The sequence below is a fragment of the Mangrovibacterium sp. genome (assembly GCF_059905295.1).
The window spans coordinates 1-15072 of sequence record NZ_JBZQJF010000084.1 but is presented as its reverse complement, the minus strand read 5'-3'; the positions used below and the strand labels follow the sequence as shown (position 1 = coordinate 15072).

At 42.3% G+C, this 15072-nt stretch carries 13 protein-coding genes and 1 rRNA gene; 6 read left to right on the top strand and 8 right to left on the bottom strand.

Annotation, left to right across the window (positions count from 1 at the left end; all coding sequences use genetic code 11):
* The 6 genes from rrf to AC37HE_RS04620 all read left to right on the top strand — a co-directional run.
* A 5S ribosomal RNA gene (gene rrf / locus AC37HE_RS04645) occupies positions 1-89 on the top strand; the annotation flags it as partial.
* Between the two features lie 114 nt (positions 90-203).
* Entirely contained in the window at positions 204-1784 is a 1581-nt protein-coding gene (locus AC37HE_RS04640) for an O-antigen ligase family protein (protein WP_500781619.1), read from the top strand.
* A gap of 69 nt (positions 1785-1853) precedes the next feature.
* Complete coding sequence (locus tag AC37HE_RS04635; RefSeq protein ID WP_500781618.1) at positions 1854-2630, top strand: Rossmann-like and DUF2520 domain-containing protein; 777 nt, start codon at positions 1854-1856, stop codon at positions 2628-2630.
* A 2-nt stretch (positions 2631-2632) separates the two neighbouring features.
* The gene (locus AC37HE_RS04630) at positions 2633-3163 is read left to right on the top strand and encodes a KdsC family phosphatase (RefSeq protein ID WP_500781617.1); all 531 of its coding nucleotides are present in this window, start codon (positions 2633-2635) and stop codon (positions 3161-3163) included.
* Positions 3163-3744 (top strand): Maf-like protein, encoded by a 582-nt coding sequence (locus AC37HE_RS04625; RefSeq protein WP_500781616.1) that lies wholly within the window; start codon positions 3163-3165, stop codon positions 3742-3744. The genes AC37HE_RS04630 and AC37HE_RS04625 overlap by 1 nt, the downstream gene beginning before the upstream one ends.
* Positions 3745-3881: 137 nt before the next feature.
* On the top strand, positions 3882-6035 hold the full coding sequence (locus AC37HE_RS04620; protein ID WP_500781615.1) for a S46 family peptidase: 2154 nt from the start codon (positions 3882-3884) through the stop codon (positions 6033-6035).
* Positions 6036-6402: 367 nt separating this feature from the next.
* On the opposite strand, the gene AC37HE_RS04615 is transcribed toward AC37HE_RS04620, so the two are convergent.
* From AC37HE_RS04615 to AC37HE_RS04580, 8 genes are all read right to left on the bottom strand, one after another.
* Positions 6403-7068 (bottom strand): DUF4468 domain-containing protein, encoded by a 666-nt coding sequence (locus AC37HE_RS04615; RefSeq protein ID WP_500781614.1) that lies wholly within the window; start codon positions 7066-7068, stop codon positions 6403-6405.
* Between the two features lie 139 nt (positions 7069-7207).
* Complete coding sequence (locus AC37HE_RS04610; protein ID WP_500781613.1) at positions 7208-8281, bottom strand: ABC transporter permease; 1074 nt, start codon at positions 8279-8281, stop codon at positions 7208-7210.
* Positions 8229-9185 carry an ABC transporter ATP-binding protein gene (locus tag AC37HE_RS04605; RefSeq protein WP_500781612.1) on the bottom strand — a complete coding sequence of 319 codons (957 nt, stop codon included), beginning with the start codon at positions 9183-9185 and terminating at the stop codon, positions 8229-8231. Before AC37HE_RS04605 ends, AC37HE_RS04610 begins: the two co-directional genes overlap by 53 nt.
* Positions 9186-9187: 2 nt before the next feature.
* Positions 9188-10339 carry a COG1470 family protein gene (locus AC37HE_RS04600; RefSeq protein WP_500781611.1) on the bottom strand — a complete coding sequence of 384 codons (1152 nt, stop codon included), beginning with the start codon at positions 10337-10339 and terminating at the stop codon, positions 9188-9190.
* A gap of 299 nt (positions 10340-10638) precedes the next feature.
* Positions 10639-11808 carry a hypothetical protein gene (locus AC37HE_RS04595; RefSeq protein WP_500781610.1) on the bottom strand — a complete coding sequence of 390 codons (1170 nt, stop codon included), beginning with the start codon at positions 11806-11808 and terminating at the stop codon, positions 10639-10641.
* A gap of 10 nt (positions 11809-11818) precedes the next feature.
* Positions 11819-12505, bottom strand: coding sequence for an ABC transporter ATP-binding protein (locus tag AC37HE_RS04590; RefSeq protein ID WP_500781609.1), 687 nt, complete (start codon positions 12503-12505; stop codon positions 11819-11821).
* 64 nt (positions 12506-12569) lie between these two features.
* The gene (locus AC37HE_RS04585; protein WP_500781608.1) at positions 12570-13790 is read right to left on the bottom strand and encodes an ABC transporter permease; all 1221 of its coding nucleotides are present in this window, start codon (positions 13788-13790) and stop codon (positions 12570-12572) included.
* Positions 13791-13807: 17 nt separating this feature from the next.
* Positions 13808-15072 (bottom strand): ABC transporter permease (locus tag AC37HE_RS04580; protein WP_500781607.1); only part of this gene is annotated, 1265 nt, incomplete at its 5' end.

The window sequence follows — 15072 nt, the reverse complement described above, 5'->3', positions numbered from 1 at the left end:
TTCCACCTCTTCCCATTCCGAACAGAGAAGTTAAGCCCGCCAGCGCCGATGGTACTGCATTTATGTGGGAGAGTAGGTCGTCGCCCTCTTTTTAAACCCGTTGTTCTTCTGAGCAACGGGTTTTTTATTACCCCAAACTTTACCTTCATATTTGTTTTACTATCTTTCGGAATGGCAATCAATACCTATCCATGAAGATCTATTTGAAACAGGATTTGTTTTATTACAGCCTAATTTTTTTTTGTGTTGCATCACCTTTTTCGATTGCATTAATCTCTGTTGCCGGAGTACTTCTACTTATTTCTGCCTTTATAAGTGCCGATTATGAGCAACTGAAGGTTGAGATTAAAGATCGAAAATATTTAATACTGGTTACAGGTGTTTATTTATTAAACGTTTTAGGACTGTTGTTTTGTAACGAGTTTAAAGAAGGCATCTACGATTTAAAAAAGGCTCTTCCATTCTTAATTTTTCCTCTTTCATTTTTAATTGGGCCAAAACTGAATTTAAGGCAATTTCGAAATGTTCTGCAGTTGTTTTCACTATCTGTATTTTTAGCTGCATTAATCACCTTTTTGCAATTTCAACTGAGCAATAAGCAGGCTTTACTCGATGCCCAGCTTGTTGGGTTTATACACCACATTCGGTTTAGTTTAATGATTGACCTGGTGTTTGTCATTCAGTTATATTTGGGGCGGAAGTATGGGAAAGGATATAGTGCGGTCGAAAAGTTATTATGGATATCTGTTAATGCCTTTCTTCTGTTCTTCCTTTTTTGGCAGCAATCTTTAACCGGGATTTTGACACTAGGTGTAGTGCTTTTTTTTGTATTTATGCGAATGATTCACGATTCCGGGAATATAAAACAACGAATCGGCTTATCGCTTATGTTGTGTGCATTTCTGGTATTGCCTGCAATCTATGTTGCGAAAGTCGCTCACGATTTCTACGATACTGACACTATAGATATTGATGCTTTACCCATAAAAACGGCTCAAGGAAATCTTTATTGGCATGATTTAACGAATCCTTTCACTGAAAATGGTCACTTTATAGGTCTTTATATCTGTGATCCTGAATTACGGAGTGGATGGAACAAACGTTCCGGTTGTTCATACGATGGACGCGATTCAAGAGGAAATCAGATTAAAGATACCCTCATTCGGTATTTGACTTCCAAAAATTTACCAAAGGATGCAGAAGGGATTGCTGCCTTGACCGATCAGGATGTCCGTAATGTTGAAGAAGGAATTAGTAACTATAAACTTGCAGGTAGGCGTTTATCCTTATACCCCAGGCTGTATGTTAGCATATGGGAACTCGATCATTTTTTTAAAACAGGGAATTCCAATCAAAAATCGATTGCTCAACGGATAGAATATCTGAAGGCTGCCTGGATGATTTGGAAGGAGCATCCTTGGTTTGGTGTAGGAACCGGGAACTGGAAACAGGCTTATCATGATGCTTATAAATCCATGGGATCATTAATGGACGAGCGTGAATATGCAGACGCACACAATCAGTATATGGCTTGGCTTGTTCGTTTTGGTATCCTTGGTACTCTAGCTATTCTAATTTTGTTATTAGGACCTATCTTTCATTTTGAAGCACATCGAAGCGAACTCATTTTACTATACCTATTGATTCTTTTTGTGAGTAATTTTGGCGATTCAAACTTGGATACGCACGCCGGTGGATATGTATTTTTGTTCTTCTACGGTCTGTTTCTGATGAATAGGGAATATTTATTGGAAGATTCATTGACCGGCGGAAATCAACCTTAGGATACTGTGTGAACTTTCAGCTTTATTGATGCTTTTTTTGTTACTTTGAACGAACGAAACAGGTAGAAAATGATTCAAACAGTAACATTGGTCGGTGCTGGAAACCTGGCAACACAGTTGGGAAAAGCACTCTTCAAATCCGGGATTCAAATTTTACAAGTTTATAGCAGGACCGAAGAGTCGGCACGAATGCTGGCCTCTAAATTAAACTGTGAATATACCAATTCGCTTTCTGAGTTAAATATGGAAGCCGACTTGTTTGTATTTGCATTGAAGGATGATTCGTTGACTGATGTTCTTTCTCAATTGCATTTAGCCGGCAAATTTATAGTACATACAGCGGGCAGTTTGCCGATGGAAGTACTGCAACCGCATTCCGATTTCTATGGTGTATTTTATCCATTACAGACCTTTTCGAAGCAGCGGGATGTTGATTTTGCGCAAATACCAATTTGCCTGGAAGCCGCTAAGCCCGAACTGCTGGAAGAGCTGAAAGAACTGGCGAAACGCTTATCAAATAAGGTTGAAGAGATCCGTTCTGCTCAACGGCAAAGTTTGCATTTAGCAGCTGTTTTTACTTGTAATTTTGTCAATCACTTCTATTATCTTTCGCACCGGATTGTTCAAAAGTATGGTGTCGATTTTGAGTTGCTGAAGCCGTTGATTACGGAAACGGCAGCCAAAGTAATGGAAATCGATCCTTTTGATGCACAAACCGGACCAGCCAAACGATTTGATGAAGCAATTATTAATAAGCATTTGGATTTTCTGGCTGATCAACCCAAACTACAGGAAATCTATAGTTTTGTATCGAAGAGTATTTTTGAAGCTCATAAATCCAAATAAACATGACTTTTGTAAAAGATAAACTGAAAAATATTAAGGCCCTGGTCTTTGATATTGATGGTGTTCTGTCTCTGGATACATCACCACTGAACGAAAATGGCGATCCAATGCGTACAGCCAACGTAAAGGATGGTTATGCCCTTCGGAATGCGATGAATATGGGCTATCACGTAGCCATTATTACAGGTGGTGCTGTTGAGCGTGTACGACTGCGCTACGAGAAACTTGGCGTGCCGCATATTTATATGGGAGTTCGCGATAAAGTACAGCCTCTTAACGACTTTTTGGAAAAGGTGGGAGTAACGGCTGACGAAGTCTTGTATATGGGCGATGATTTGATCGATTATAAAATTATGTCGCTAGTTGGATTTCCTTGCAGTCCGAAGGATGCCGTACACGAAATCAAAGAAATTTCTTTGTATATTTCAGAGAAAAACGGAGGAGAGGGCTGTGTGCGCGATGTGATTGAGCAGGTGATGCGGGCACAGGACACTTGGATCAACGAAAAGTCATATTATTGGAGGTCAACATAATGATATTGAAGAATCTTGAGAAATATAAATTGGTGTTAGCATCAGCATCGCCACGTCGTCAGCAGTTGCTAAAAGAGCTTGGACTTGAATTTGAAGTCAGGCCAGCTGATGTTGATGAGTTCTATCCCGAAACGCTGGGAATGACTGCTATTCCGGAATATCTGGCTCAACTGAAAGCAGATGTTCTGGTTCCGGATATGGCTGACGACGAACTGTTGATTACAGCTGATACGATTGTTTGGAAAGATGATAAAGTATTGGGTAAACCAGCAGACAAGAATGAAGCCTTCGAAATGTTGAAAGCCCTTTCAGGAACTCAGCACCAGGTAATTACCGGTATAAATCTTCAATCTAAAGAAAAGAAAGTTTCTTTTCATGCCGTAACCGAAGTCTGGTTTGATGATTTAAAGGACGAGGAAATTAACTTCTACATCGAAAAATATAAACCATACGACAAAGCAGGTGCTTACGGAATTCAGGAGTGGATTGGCTTTGTTGGCATTTATAAAATCGAAGGTTCCTTTTATAATGTCATGGGATTGCCGGTTCATAAGCTTTATCAGTACTTGAACGAGTTTTAAAATTGGTATATTCTTACTAAATTCAGCTCTTAGCTGATGAAAATCAGGAGAGTTATTTTCTTCTGGTTCTATTTTTGTATGCTGGCTTGCCAGCATTTTTTATTTTTTAAAATTCGAAAGCATAGAAAAAGAATACGATGGTGAAATTTAGATTATTACTGGTTGGAGTTTTATTGCATCTCGTTTTGTTGGCCTCGGCCAACGAGGGGATGTGGATCCCGACACTACTAAAGAAGTACAATATTGAGGAAATGCAGAAAATGGGCTTCCGCTTGACTGCCGATGATGTTTACAGCATTAACCACAATAGCATGAAGGATGCGGTGGTGTTGTTTGGTCGCGGATGTACCGGCGAGCTGGTGTCGAATGAAGGATTGTTGCTGACCAATCACCATTGCGGCTATTCTCAAATTCAGTCGCACAGTACATTGGAGCATGATTACCTTACAAACGGTTTCTGGGCCAAGTCGCGCGACGAAGAATTGGCGAATCCCGGTTTGGTTGTTCGTTTTCTGGATCGTATGGAAGATGTTTCGGATAAGGTATTTGCTCATACAGCTGGTTTAGATGCCGATGCGAAGGACGTTCAGATTAAAAAAAATATTCAGCAAATTGAAGCGGAGGCTAAGATTGATGATCGTTTTGATGCTGTTGTGAAACCCATTTTTAAAGGCAATCAATACTTCCTGTATGTCTATAAAGTGTATCGCGATGTTCGCTTGGTTGGTGCTCCGCCTTCAGCAATTGGCAAGTTTGGTGGAGATACCGACAACTGGATGTGGCCGCGTCACACCGGCGATTTCTCTGTTTTTCGGGTTTATGCTGATCAGAATAATGAACCGGCTGATTATTCGCCGGACAATGTTCCTTATCACCCCAAGTCTTTTTTCCCGATTTCGTTAAAGGGAATTCACCCCGACGATTTTGTGATGATTTTTGGTTTTCCCGGAACTACCAACGAGTATTTACCATCGGATGCAGTGGAGATGTTGATGCAGCAAAGTGATCCGGATAAGATTAAGATTCGTACGGAGAAGCTGGATATTATGCGGGCTCATATGGAAGCTGATCCGAAAGTTCGGATTCAATATGCTTCGAAATATGCATCAACCAGTAATTCATGGAAACGCTGGCAAGGCGAAATTCGTGGCTTAAAGCGGATGGATGCCCTGGATATTAAGCATCATTTTGAGGACAATTTTGAAAAATGGTACAAGCAGTCGGATGAGTTAAAGGTTAAGTATGCAAATGTATTACCCGGCTTTCATAAATTATATACCGACCTGATGCCATATGACCGGGCTTATAATTATTATGTTGAAATTGTTTTTAGGGGAACCGATATTTTGCAGTTGGCCAGCAAGATTCCACGCAACAGAGATTCGTGGACTGCTGCAGGAAGCCAAGCACAGGAAGCACTAAAGAAAAAGCTTAGGGAAGAAATACAGGCGCATTTTAAAGACTATGACCAAGCCACAGATGAAGCTGTTTTTACAGGCCTATTGCGCATGTTGAAAGCGGATCTGGATCCTTCGTTTTTACCGGACGATTTCGAAAAATTATTGGATAAATATTCGAACGAAAAGTTATTGAAGAAAGTTTATCGTAAATCAGTATTAACCGATAAAGCTAAACTGTTAGCCATGGTAGACGAGCTGGATTCAAAAACGATTGGACGCTTTCAGAAAGATCCGGTGATTGCCTTATTCGACCAATTGCGTGGTTATTTCCTGACAAACATTGAGCATCCTTATCGCGAAATAACCCATGAAATCGATAACCTTCAAAAGACTTATATGGCTGGCATTATGGCCATGAAGGCCGGAAAAGCGTTATATCCCGATGCCAATCTCACACTGCGTGTTGCTTACGGAAAGGTTGAAGGCTACAAACCTGCCGATGGGGTAGTGTACAAGTATTATACAACCCTGAAAGGTATTATGGAGAAAGATAATCCGAATATTTACGATTATAATGTGCCGCAAAAATTGCGAAATTTATACGATGCGAAAGATTATGGACGATATGGCGATAACGGACAAATGCCGGTGGCCTTTACTGCTTCGATTCATACCACCGGAGGAAATTCAGGCAGCCCGGCAATTAATGCTAATGGAGAGCTTGTCGGGATCAACTTCGACCGTTGTTGGGAAGGCACAATGAGCGATATCATGTTCGACCCGGATCAATGTCGCAACATCATGGTGGATATTCGCTATGTCCTGTTCTTAATTGATAAGTTCGCAGGGGCAGGCTACTTGTTGGACGAAATGAAACTCGTTACTGAATAAAGAGTTTTACTTCGTAAATAAAACTTGAAATGGGATAGCGCCGGAAGTTAGCGTTATCCCATTTTTGTAACAGTCAAAATAGAGTATAAATCTGTCAAGCTATTTTAGGAAAAGTCACACTTTTATAGAACCGCATCCATTTTTCATGGAACCGCGTCTACTTCTTATACAATTGTATCAACTTTTCACAGAACCGCACACTTTTTTCGCAGAACCGCTTGAACTTTTCATTCCACCGCACTTACTTTTGATAGAACCGCTTGGATTTTTGATAGAACCGCTTCTACTTTTGGTAAAACCGCAGTTCCTTTTCATTCCACCGCAATGGATGACTTCGGACGATTTCACAAAAAATCGATTGGTACTTTCAAAAATCGTTGTTCTGTTTGTAGTTCTGAACGTAATCCGATAAACTATAAACGGTATCGGGGATGGTTTTATTGGTGATTTTAAAAAGCTGCCAGATTGCCGACCATTCATAATTGGGCTGCTTATAGACCGGGTAGAGCGAAGTCAGTGGCTTGCTAATCGTTTGGTCGGATACCCAGCTGTCGCCGCTATAATGTCCTTGTACAAACTGTTGGAAAGTCGGGTTCATGAATTCAAAAAGTATTTTCCCCTCTTTTATCGTGAGAACTCCTGTATAATTGCAGCTGAATTGCTCCGCAGGAAACGAACCGTAGAATATAATTTTGCCATCATCCAGGTTATTGTAGGTCTGGTTGGGTAAAATATTCTGGTTCACAGCTAACCATTCAAGACTATGCTGAAAGAGTTCGGCCTTCGATAATTGATCATTCTGAATGAAGTAGGAGTATTGAGCTTGCCCGTTGTCGTCGACCGGTAAGTTTGGGTAGCCTCCGAATTTTTCGATGCTCTTGAACCATTTTTTAGTAAATGCTTGAAAATCTCCCAGATCGTTGTCGCCATTATTTATCGATTGCTTAATAAGGTTGAACTCTAAGGTGTCGGTTTGTGCCCAGCTATTCAGGCTAAGTAAACTAAGAATGAGTGCGAGTAGTTTGAGTTTCATGGTTCCTGATGTTTGATTGTTTTGACTTTTCAAGTTATACAAAAAACGAACCATCAATACGATTATTTTAGATTAAAAGCCGGACTCGTAGCAAATCCGGCTTTTTAACTAACAGGCAGAGATCCTTCGCGTTAACTTACTAACGGGAACGAATTTCTTTTCGCATAAAACTGATATAGCTTAAAGCGAAACAAACAACGGTCGCGGCTATTAGTCCGGTAACCTGTGGCCAAACCAAAAGCAAACTTTGTCCCAGTGGAAGCGGACTTGGTATTGCGCCCTGTACTTGTTGTACTGTAAGCGGTCCAAGGCTACGCACTGATGGCATGAGCATAGTTGATGTTGCTTCGCTGAATAATGTGCTTGGCGAAATGCGGGTTAAATTGAGCATCAGGTTTTCATGGCCTAAGATTACAGCCGGTGGAGCGTAAGGCGACGGCATGGTCGCTTTGTTCACCAGGTTGACAATCATAACAAAGAAGACACTGAAAAATAACCATACAGCAATGCCCGCCAAAGCAGAGGTGGCTGCCTGTCTGAACTTGACAGAAAAAAAGATCGACAGGTTAAGCCAAAAGGCTACATAGAATATACTGATGATAATGAAGAATACGATACGCCAGAATTCGACAGCCGTGGGAGGTATACCGATAATGCAAATTCCCAGGCCCATCACCAGGAAACCGAGCGCAAAGAATAACACGCTAATAACGATTAGCGAAGCCATAAACTTGGCGTTCAGCAAATAGTCGCGGTGTATGGGCTGTGCCATTACACGGCTCAATGTTCCCCGGTTGCGTTCCGAATTAATGGCATCGAAACCAAGGCTAATACCCAGTAAGGGGCCTAAAAAACTGATGAATACGGTATAGGAAGGAAGCGATCCGTCCGTCAGAGTAAAGAGTTTCAGAAATAGAAACTCTGCATCCGGATCGTTCGGCTTAATGGCATGACCAATATTGGATAGCGATGTATAAAGCGATCCCAGGCAGGTTAAAGCAATAATTGCCAGAAGGATGATGAATTTCCAGCTTCTTACCTGCTCGGAAACCTCTTTTTGCACTAATACCCGGAATGGATGTACGGCTTTAGTCCGGTATTTTCGTTCCCTGGTCTTTGTTGGTGTCGCAATTTTAGACAAGTCTAAAGCAAGGTTCATATTACGCATAGGCACCTCCTTGGAAATAGCGGTTATAAATATCGTCCAGCCCATGTTCGCGCTGATGTAGTGCGTGTAATCCAATGCCGCTGTTCACAATTGTTCGGGCTATTTGCTCCGAAATATCAGACGAACAGCCTAATTGTAACTTCTTGCCATTTTGCTGAAGTGTAAGAACGCCCTCGAGTTGTTTCAATTGCTCGGTTAATGTTTGAGCAGCACCAGCTTCGGTCGAAGCAATCTCGGCATGAATGGTATAAGGTTCATTTTCGAATAACTGATGCGATAAATCCTGAATATTACCCTCAGCAATCAGTTTCCCGCGCACAAAAATTCCCACACGGTCGCAAACCTGCTGCACCTGGTGTAAGTTGTGCGACGAAAACAGGACGGTTATTCCTTCCTCTTTGCTCAGTTGAACGATTAACGAGAGAAATTCCTGAATCCCTTTAGGGTCGATGCCGGAAGTTGGTTCGTCCAGAATAATAACTTCCGGATTTTTAATCAGCACTTCTGCTAATCCCAGCCGTTGTCGCATTCCTCTGGAGTAGGCTCCTGTTTTTTTCTCCGCCTGCTCGATAAGATCCACGCGTTGGAGCAATTGTTCGGCACGTTCGGCAGCTTCTTTTTGTGACAGACCGTTTAGCTGGGCAATAAACATCAGGTTCTCCCAACCGCTGCGATCCTGATAAAAACCAACATCTTCGGGCAGGTAACCAACTTTCCGCTTTACCTCAATTGGCTTCTCTGTTGAGTTGGTCTGACAAACATGTACCTTACCCGAAGTTGGATCGGTAAGTCCAAGCATCATCAGGATGGTGGTTGATTTGCCTGCTCCATTGGGGCCCAGCAAACCAAAAACTTCACCTTTGCGGATCGTCAGGTTGAGTTGGTCAACAGCTGTGAACGATCCGTATTTTTTTGTCAGATCGACGAGCTCAATAATTGACTCACTCACAATTACCTCCTTCCGTATTTACGAAACAGAAAACCGACGCTTCCCAAGGCCATCAAAATTACCAGGACTCCAATACCACCCAGGATCATTGGTGTACGCACCGACATGCGGAACTCTGAAGTTGACGTTGCTTCGGGGGTTTTTGCTGTAATTTTTGCCATATAATCGCCGGCGATTGCATTTTTCGATGCTTTAACTTTCGCGTGAACAATCATTTGTTTTCCCGGGTCGATTCGGATGACCGCCTTTGGATCGAAACTAACTTCCCAGTCGCTTGGCTTCGTAGCATTTAGCTTAATATCTTCGAGTGGTGCAGAACCTGTATTGCGGATAACCAGATCCAGGGTTTTTTCGTCACCTGCCGTAATCTTTGTGCTTAATAAGCCGGTTGGTGTACTCATTTCCATGGCGTATGATCCGGTAATCACAACTTCCAGATCCAACTTTGAAGTCATGTTGCTGGTGGCAGCTGTAACCGGAATTTGATAGCGACCTGCAGGCACTTCTGCTGGTGGTTTTATTTCGATGGTCACATCTTTGGTACTGTTTTCATCTACATTGACTGATGCAACTTGTTTGTAATTCGCTTTGAAAGTCACGTCCCAACCACGAGGAGCATGTGCTTCGAGCGCATAAACCTGCTTGTCATCAGTACTGTTGTTGAGATTGGCTTTAAAGGTAAATGATGAGTTTGAATGCCCCGACATATTATTTTGGTCGGTGGTAAATTCTGTCTTGAAAGTACCTTGTTTCGATACGGTAACAGTTAGTGGAAGTATACTTTCTCCATTCGCGACAACATTAAAATGATAATTACCTTTATTGACTTTCAACGGAACCTGAACATCAAGGGTGAATGTCTTTTTTTCACCGGGCAACACAGATAGTTGCTTGACGTTATAATTCCCCGACTTCAAGGTGTAATCCCAACTTCGGGGCAAGCCTGTTATTCGAATCGCATCATCCACCACTTCTTTCGTGTTGTTGATCATCTCGATTGAGTACTTGATGGGTTGACCGGGGGGAACCGAAACTTGAGTGTAAGGGGTATAGAGCGTTACACTCGCTTTTTCATCGGCAGCATTTGTATTTACTGCAAATAATCCCAAAAGGGTAAATAGAAACAGAAAAGAAAAGATCTTTCGTATTGACATAAATTTTCCTCCATGCGTTTTTGTTAGACATAGCAATACGGTCAACAAGTTTAAGCAATGATTAAATTCGATCGCTGTTAAAAGATATCAAAAAAGTTAAATGAAATTTTAAAATATCAGTGATACTGAGTGTTATACGGGGTGTTGTATGAAGAGGGATTGTTTTGATTTGCTCGAGTTAGGCTTCTTTTGGGGGTAAAAAAGGGGAAAGATCTTATCTCTGAAAATGGACTATTATGTTTCTTTTTTTGATTGGTTGAGTACGATAAGTTGAATTATTTATCATTTGAAGGCTAATTTTAGAAACTCCATTTTAGTCGGGCAAACAGAAGTTGACCAATATTGCCGTATTCACTGGTTGTGTCTCCTGTAAATAACTGACCAGCCAGCATTAGCTCAATGTTTGTTTGAAGAGAATAACTGACTGACGGGCCCAGGTACATCGATCCATCAGCCGGATTGATAATGACTGCAACAGCTGTGGTTAGCAAGGGGGTAACAGGATAGGAACATTGACTAAAAAGCTCATACTTCCCAAAAGATAGCGATTTTGCAGACAGATTGTTGCTCAGAATTGGATTGAGATCAGCTACTCCCTTTCCACCCAGGCTATTGAAAAGAGCACTGAAGTGAAGATAGAAAGACGAAGGAAATGTATAGTCGGCGGAAACGGAAGCTACCGTTGCCGATTGCGAATTGGAATCCGCTTGTCGTGGAATAAATTGACTGAATTCACCCCGAAACCCAGCTCCTTTTATGTCGCCGGCCCAACCGAAGCCTGCAACCAGATCGGGACCATCCCAGCCACCAATAAATTGAAAATCGTAGTTCCAATGCGAAAAACGATATAAACCAGCCAAAGCCATTTTATTCGGATTTTCACCCAGCTTGTAAACCAATTCTGCAGAGGATGTTGCCCCTGTATAATACTGGATGCGAAGAGCATCAGTTCCGGGGCGTTCTTCATAGTCGAAATCGAAGTAGGAGAAGGTGTTGAATACATCATTGGGATTCCACACCAGGTTAACGCCCCAATTTACGCGTTGTCGTCCGATTCGAACTTGCCAATTCCCTGAAGTCCAATCCACGTATGCGCGGTCGATCATACAATGAAGAAACCATGCGTTGCCATCGAATGGGATGGCTGATAAATCGAAATATCCCGGATCGCTATTCAAAGCAGATTGATAGGCGGGGAAATTTCGGACCATGCTACCGGAAATTAACCGATTACGGTTTTCGATGACCACGGTAAATTGATCTGTTGCATACCATGCAAAATTCAGCCGGTTATGAATGGTGTTGGTGTATTGGGTATCGAGTGAATATCCGTCAACTTGTTTCGGATGGTAATACATAAACAAGTCTTTTACATAGCCGGTTAGTGTCCATTTTCGCTCCTGTGCCTGTGTCAGGAAGGGAAGGACCATTACGAGCAGGAAAAAGGCTGCCTTGATTCTCATTTTCATCACTTCGGGTTTATTTTTTGCTGATATCACTAATTACTTTTCCATCTTCCAGTGTGATAATTCGTCGAGCTTTGTTGACAACCCGCTGATCATGGGTGCTGAAAATGAAGGTGATGTTCTCTTTTCTGTTCAGATCCTCCATAATGTCGAGTAGGTTAGCTGTTGATTTTGAGTCGAGGTTGGCCGTTGGTTCGTCAGCTAAAACAAACTTCGGTTTTGATGCCAGTGCCCGGGCAACAGCCACTCGTTGTTGCTGGCCTCCGGACAGCTTTGCCGGCCGGCTGTTGATCCGGTCGCCAAGGCCAACTTGTTCGAGTAGGGAGATTGCTCGTTGTTGGCGTTCTTTCTTGGGAACTTCCTGCAATTGCATGATGAATTCAACATTTTCCATGGCCGTAAGCACAGGAATCAGGTTGTAAGCCTGAAAGACAAAACCAATATTCCGTAACCGGAAGTCGATTAGTTGCGATGAGGAAAGTGTTTGAATATTGGTGCTGCCAATCGAAATTTCACCTTCTGTGGGCTCATCAAGTCCGCCCAACATGTTGAGCAAGGTTGTTTTACCCGAACCTGAAGGCCCAACAATTGCGGCGAATTCTCCTTGTTCAAAACTTAGATCAACACCGTTCAAAGCTTTAACTTCAATTTCCGTTGTGTCGTATATCTTTTTCAGCTGTTTGACTTCTATTACTTTCATTGTGTCCTATTTTAGGTGTTTCGAGTTTCGGGATTTTGTTTTTTAATCTCGTGCCTCTATTCTTCTACATATCAATTCGAATGGCTTCAGCAGGCTTTAATCGTAAAGCCTTCAAGGCCGGGTAAATAGCTGCCAGTAACCCGGTAAGGAAAACCATTCCTGCAATTTGAAGCGTGATTGACCAGCTTAATTTCGTATATACAAGCGTGTCAAAGCCCATCGACTTGTAAGCAGTTGACCAGGCCCCCAAATCAATTCCGTGTACTCCGAAATAGAGATTAAGCAGCCATCCCAGGATGATTCCGCATAGACCTCCGAAGATCGAAAGCATAACTGTCTCGGTCATAATCATGGTAAATACTTTAATCCGGTTCATACCAACAGCCATGAGCATGCCTAACTCCTTGGTCCGTTCAAGTACTGCCATCAACATGGTATTGATAATGCCGAAGAGTAAAGCGAACAAGATGATCCCGATGAAGATGTACATGGTTAAGCCGAAGCTACTTTCGAGTAGGCTTACTTCGGGCATGATTTCGCGCCAGGTTTTTACATCGAGTTGTGAAAAATCGCGGGTCAAGTCATTGGCCACGGTTGAAAGGGCCTCGTTATCCTTTAACAGGACAGCAATTTCGTGGCAACTGTTCGCGTTAAGGCCCAATAAACGATTCAGATCCGAGGATTTGACAAAGACACTGTTTTCGTCGAAGCTAGTATTCGAGGTTTCGTAGATGCCGACAACCTTAAATGCCGCTCCTGTGATATTGCTGTTTAGATCCTGCAAGGTGATTACAACTTTTGATTTCAGCTTTACTTTCAGTTTATCAGCAAGCTTTTTGCCGATGATGATCGGGTTTCTGCGGTTTGTTTCGAAGTAGTCACCTTCAATCAGTTTAGCATGAAGGTTTGTTACCTGTGCTTCTTCCGCCGGGACGATTCCTGTAATTTTTACTCCGGATCCTGTGGTCGGTGATTGAATCATCGAGTTGATAATTGTTCGACAGCTAATTGCTTTAACATCCGGCTCGTTTCGGATTATTTGCACAACTGAGTCGGTGGAAGTTATCAGTCGTTTTTTATCGGGGTTCTCCAGGTAATGTTTTTGGTGAATCTGGATATGTGAAGCTTCGGTTTTAATAGCCGAGTTAATCCGTTGATCCAGCATTCCTTTGTAAAAAGCCATATAAAAAATCCCGGAAGCCAAACCTAATGTTAAAGCAGTCAGGATGACCAGGCTTCTTGTTTTACTTCTCCAAATATTTCTCCAGGCAATAGCAAGTATCATGATGGTTGATTTTTTAGTTAGGCATGAAGTGCTTTCGTTAGTTTCATTCGGAAAGTCTTAATTAGCGGATAACAAAATACCAGCAAGGTTAGAACGAAGACGATTAACACCTGACGGGCAAAAATGAACCATTGAGCAGAGAAGTACATGGCCGGCTCAAAACCAAACTCTTCGTAGGCTTTGGCCGACTCACCGGTCAGCGGTATTGGATGATAAACCAGGTATGAGATGAAAGGTAGGCTAAAAGCAAATCCTATCACTACTCCAATCAATCCGATTAGGGCAATTTCGAAAAACAGGATGGAGCTTAACCGACTTTTTTGCATGCCAATAGCGACCATGATTCCCATTTCTTTGCGACGTTCAGCCATCATCATGATAACTGTGCCAAATATTCCGAACCCAACCAGCGTGTAGAGAATTCCTTTGGTGATGTAAGCTCCCGAACGATCGGCATCAATCATATTTTTGGTGAGCGGGTCCATTTCGTCCCAGGTCATTATCTCGTATTTGTTGCCAAATTGACTTTGCAGGAGATGTCTTTGTCGGTTTACATCGGAGTAATCGTGGACCATTAGCACGAGTGAACTGTATTGATTCGGAACTGAGAAAAAATTTTGTGCTGTTTGAAGGTCAATATAACCTCCCATGTTATTCATCGTCGGGGAGGGAAATTTAAGGATTCCCCGAACCGGAAACAATCCTGCAGCAGTGGATCCATGGTAACCCTGGCTCATTAAAACAAGTGTGTCGTTAACCGTTACTCCCAGGTTTTTGGCCAAATTCACCGCCAATAGAATGCCTTTGTCGTTTGGCTTCAGGTATTCACCTTGGATTACCCATTGCGAAAGCTTGCTCATGGCGTTTTCCTTTTCCGGATCTACGCCAATTAAAGCTCCACCCTTCGTATTATTCCCGTAAGACATGAGGGCAAATGACTCTAGCCGGGGAACAAAGGACTGAATTCCCGGATTAGTCCGGATCGCCTCCATGAGAGTATCATCGGGTGTAAAGCAGTTGTCGATTGTTTTGTTATCCCAATAATCCGGATGATGAATTTGGATGTAACCGGAGTAAAAGCTAACCACATTGTCGATCATTTTGGAATAAGTACCTTCCTGCATCGAGGTCATGAAGGTGCTCAGCAGAACCCCAAAGAAAACCGAGGCTACAGTTATGAAAGTTCTTCGTCGGTTACGCCAAATGTTGCGCCAGGCAAGTTTAAAGTTTGTAGACATATTCGTTGGATTGAAGGATTGACAATTTGAAGGATTGATGGACC